The sequence below is a fragment of the Leptothoe sp. PORK10 BA2 genome (assembly GCF_034932105.1).
GTDB lineage: Bacteria > Cyanobacteriota > Cyanobacteriia > Phormidesmidales > Phormidesmidaceae > Leptothoe.
Window position 1 is genome coordinate 1 of sequence record NZ_JAYGIG010000104.1, and the last position, 4,796, is coordinate 4,796.

Sequence of the window (4,796 nt, forward strand, 5' to 3'; positions counted from 1 at the left end):
GAATAAGATACATGCGTCTCATACTGGGAAATACCTTATTCTTTTACTTGGGGTCATACAGTTAGCTAGGCGAATCACCCCTCATAGGGACTCTTGCTTCTAATACTACGGGTACTCTATTTTTTTTTGGGCTCAATATGCGTTTTAGGGAGTTAACTGAGAACGGTACACAATAGACTGGCTAACAATGCTTTTCCCCGTCGTCGGGCATTGTGCATAAATTCAAAGAACCCCAGATACAATTGTAATAGTTACCGATTGCGATCTCACACCTTACTCTAATTCCATTGACCGATCACGTTTCAATTGAGGCGAACGCCTATTCTGCACCATCTGATGGTTAAGAACCTTACGCACCGTTTGATTCACATAGACCATTGCCTGCTGCTTACCTTGATCTTGAATGATTCGTCGCACCATAGGACTGCCAGCCGAAAGCATTAACGCAATATCCTTCTGGCTCTGTCCATCTTTCAAAGCTTTCCTTGCAACCTGAAGATCTAGATTTACAGGATCCCTGAGCGTAAGCTCCTGATTATATTGTTGCCAAAGGGCCAAAGACTTCTGTTTTATCGATGGCTGAGTGTTTGACTCAGGTGGAGATACTTGAGCCTCAAAAGGCTCAGTCTCTTTTTGAGTAACCTCATCAGGGACAGCCAATGACTTCGGCACTAATGGATTGCTATTTGTTGTAGCTAAAGGTTGAGTAACCGTCGGAAATATGTTGCTATCTCCCCCGAGCGCACTAACTACATCACTTTCTACTGCTTGAGCCAACGGAACATAATCACTCGTATTTTCCTTCACCTTCGATACCTCAGCCCACTGCGACAGCGCCACCTTATCAGCCGTATACAGTGCTAAATGATGTTTCGCACGAGACACCGTCACATAAAAAGACTCACGGTTCGTCGTCGTACTATCTATCAAAGCCATTACCCGATCCGCTGTCTTTCCCTGACTACCATATGTGGTACTCACCCAGGCATAGTCCACATATTGTCGACCGCTGAGATTGATCTGCTGCGTATTCTCTTCACTGTCAATAATCTGAGCGATGCCATCAGGCCCAATGTGCTGGATCGTAAACCGCTGGCCATTGCGTCGTTTATTAGCCCGGTCATTTTTAGTCCATCGGAGCTGATCGCCAGAAGCTACCTGAACCTCTTGCCCCACATAAACTGACTTCAACGGACACCTTCCTGGCTCTACACCCATCACCTGGCCACCCGGCGTCTCTACCAGTAGCCGATGGTTTTCCCGATCCACCGAAACCACCGTATACTGCTGCCCTTTCAGTAACCCCTGCTTCTTATAATCCTGGGTCGGCACCAGTACATCCCCTGGCTGATACACCGTGACATAAGCAGCCTGGACTTTGGTGATATTCTTCTGTCGCAAACCCATAACTGTAAAAGCATCCCGCCCCAAACTCCCCTCAGCCTGAAGCTCAGCCCGTAAGGTTTGAGTCAGCGACAACCGCTCCTGATTCGTGCCTGCCAGAATTAGCGTTTGCTTTCGTCCTTCTGGTGATAGTGCCAGATAATCCTGGGCCAGTTGTTTGCGTCTAAAATCAGCATTTTCAATTTCTCGAATACATCCAGCCGCATCAAGAGTATCGATGCCCTGAACCATCTTGCCCTGAGCAATCAGCTGCACCGCTGTTTTAAGTTCTTGCCGTTGCTGTCGTAAGGTTTCATCCAGATAGGCGGTCGTGATGCCCCCTGCCTGCAAACTTTTGAATGGGTTGCCTGCTTCAACAGCAGAAAGCTGTTTCGTATCGCCCACCAAAACTACTCGGGCCTGTTCGGCAGTGGCACGAGTTAGAAGTGAACAAGCATCTTTCATGCTGAGCATTCCGGCTTCATCCACAATCCAGATCGCGTTTCCGGTTTCCCGATTCTGAGACGTCAGCAATGCTGCCACGGTTTCTGTCTCAATATCCAATGCTTGCCCCAACTCATGGGCCGCTTCTGCACTGGGGGCAAAGCCTCGCACCTGATAACCCTGGTCCTGGGCAATTTGCTTGAGGGTATTCAGGGCATAGGTTTTGCCAGAACCGGCAGACCCTTGCCATGCCATGAACTGCTCGGGGGTAGTGCAGGTGAGATGGATAGCTTGCTGTTGCTCGTGGGTAAGGGGACGATCTCTAACCAACGATTCCGGAAATGCCAGCGGCTCAACTTTACCTCTCCCCTGCTGCATAAGTCGGATGGTATTGAGTTCCAGGTTTATGGCAGCTTGGGTTGTAAACTTCTGCTCTTCGACTTTGATAAGTTCGGGGTTAGTAGCGATCGCACCCTCCAAATCATCCCAATTCTGCTCCCCCAAATGATGCTCAAACACAAACCGTTCCAGGTGCGTCTGCCGAAAAACTGCATCCCGTTCACCACAATGCTGAATAGCAGGTTTTAAGTTTGATGCAGCACGAACATTCTGGGTGGTTGCGATCGCAACTACTTCCCCCAGCAATTCTGGCAATTCTGGCAATTCTGGCAACTCAAACCCCTTCAACTGCACAAACGCCTTCCAACCCTTTAGCAATCGTTCAGCACTGGTTACTTTTGGTTTATTCTTCCGCGTCTTCAGATTCGCCGCTTCCCGTAGCAGCAGCTCCGACTGGATTGCCTTGCCATTAGAGGCCGTTGGCTTCTTACCCTCAGCCTCCCACTCTTCCAGTAAAGATAGAATCTGTTTTCGCCGGGTAGAAAAAGCTTTCAGCAATTCTGGGTCATAGCCCTTTAGCTCAAACTGACCGTGGGCCTTAGGCTCAATCTGGTAACCCTGTTGCTTCAGCAAGTGGGCCAACTCATTCTGATAGAGCTGACCCAGCAGTTTTTTATTCGCGATAGCCTGCTCATTACTAAAACTAAACCAGCGACCATCGTCTAACTGAGTAGCATTGAGCACCACACAATGACTATGCAACTGCGGCTCAACCTCCCGACTGGTGCCATGAGTAAACACAGCCGTGATCAGATTACCCGTCTTGCTCCGTTGCCGTCCTGTCTCCGTTGAAATTCTCGTCTGAGCATAGCGTTCTTCTAAAACAGAAAGTGCTTTCGCCACGGCCTGATGATGGGCTTTTACCACCCGCTCATCCTGTTGCACCAAGGCGGCAATGCTCACACTCTTTGGAGCGCTGAATGTAAAGTCTGTAGCTGCCCGACGTTGATCAATATCCACCTTACGGCTGAACAAATTTTGACCATTCGGTGTCTGGCCTCGCAGCAGGTGCTGAAACGTCTCCGTATCCACATCCCCGGAGAGATTCAATTTCTTTGCACCCTGACCCAACCAGCGAGATGGCGAGACGCCCTCCTCCTGGCTGTAATAATCTTCTTTTGAATAGTAATGGGCGGCCTGGTGGGCCGAAAGATTACTCGTGGAAAGCACGGAAAGCTTGGTCTAAAATGACACAACAATCGGACAAAACGAGTAGATGACGTGAAGAACCTTGAAACGGTTGGGAGATGGCGGTTAGGGGGAAATTGCCATAAAAATGGCGTCCTGTGTGGCCACTCCGTGAAGCCCCGGATCGGGGCGTAACGTTTGCTGATCACAGACTATCTGCTTATGGCTGACGTGAAATATAATTGACACGATTTGTCACGCAATAGCAGATTTATTTCTGAATTTAGAAATTAAGTTTCACGAATAGTCACGTTATTCATTGCGATTCTTGCCACAATGGGTGAGTTGATTTAGGAAATTGCGTATGGTGACGTCTCTATGGCCTCCCAAATTGCTTTTGGCCTGCGACCTGGGTAAGTCAGGCGGTAAGTTTTTCTATAAGTTGAATCAGGGCCAAACTCAGGCGCTGTGGATGGATGCGGAAGTGGCTCAGCGGCCTGCTTCGGGCATTGGTCGGATTAATCATGGGGGGCGTCCTCAAGACAATGCCTGGTATCGATTGGGGGATGAACTCACATTTGTGGGGAAATCGGCTCGTGCCTTTCTGGAGTACAACAGCTTTAAGGAAGATAAGTTTCTTAAGGCTCCAGAGCGGATTGCGGCGGTACTGGGTGCGATAGCAACCGCCGAGAACCTCCCCACCAAGTTCGATGCCGTCGTCTGGATTCTGCTACCCATCAATGAACTGGGTACCCGTCAGCAGATTGCAGACCGGCTGATGCAAATCTGCCAGGGCTTCCGATTCCACGATGAGCAGGATTACAAAGTACGCTTACAGCTGAAGTTTCGGCCTGAAGGCTATGGCATCTATGTGCAGCGTAAGCAGGAACTTCAGCAGCAAGGTGTTGCCATTACCCAGCGCACCACCTGGGTGGAAATGCTTGGCCATCGCAATGGCACTCAGTTGGCCTTTGAAACTGGCACGTTGAATGGGGCCAAGTCCACCTCGAAGTTCCCTGGCTTTTGGGAGACCTTTGAAAAAGCCGCCACAGCAGCAGGCGTTTCAGATGCTGACTTTGAGGTGCTGCTAACCGCCTTGGACTCAGAAAATCCCAATCAATATTCGGTGGCCAAAGGGCAGATGGTGAATTTTAGTGATGCCATGACCCAGGTGGAAACGGCTTATCTGGCAGCGCTGGACCCTCACTTTAATGACCATTTGATTCCCAGCTTGGCTACCGGCAAAGGTGATGTGGTCTTAGCGGGTGGTGCGTCTTATCTGATGGAGCGAGGACTGCGGCAGTATTTTGAATCACGGGGGCTGGCGAATCGGCTATCCTTTGCCTGGGATAATCAGGACAGTCTGAGCCGATTGGTGCGGGAGCAATTACCGGAAACCCATGAGATGGGTTCGATTCCCATGCGGATGACGGACTGTTTTG

At 49.8% G+C, this 4,796-nt stretch carries 2 protein-coding genes; one reads left to right on the plus strand and one right to left on the minus strand.

The genetic code is table 11. From position 1 onward, the window contains the following. Nucleotides 1–273: 273 nt before the first annotated feature. Complete coding sequence (gene mobF / locus VB741_RS14680) at nt 274–3,396, minus strand: MobF family relaxase (RefSeq protein ID WP_323365932.1); 3,123 nt, start codon at nt 3,394–3,396, stop codon at nt 274–276. A gap of 322 nt (nt 3,397–3,718) precedes the next feature. On the opposite strand from mobF, the gene VB741_RS14685 reads away from it, so the two are divergent. Beyond that, a partial coding sequence (locus VB741_RS14685; protein WP_323365933.1) for a hypothetical protein occupies nt 3,719–4,796 on the plus strand: 1,078 nt, incomplete at its 3' end.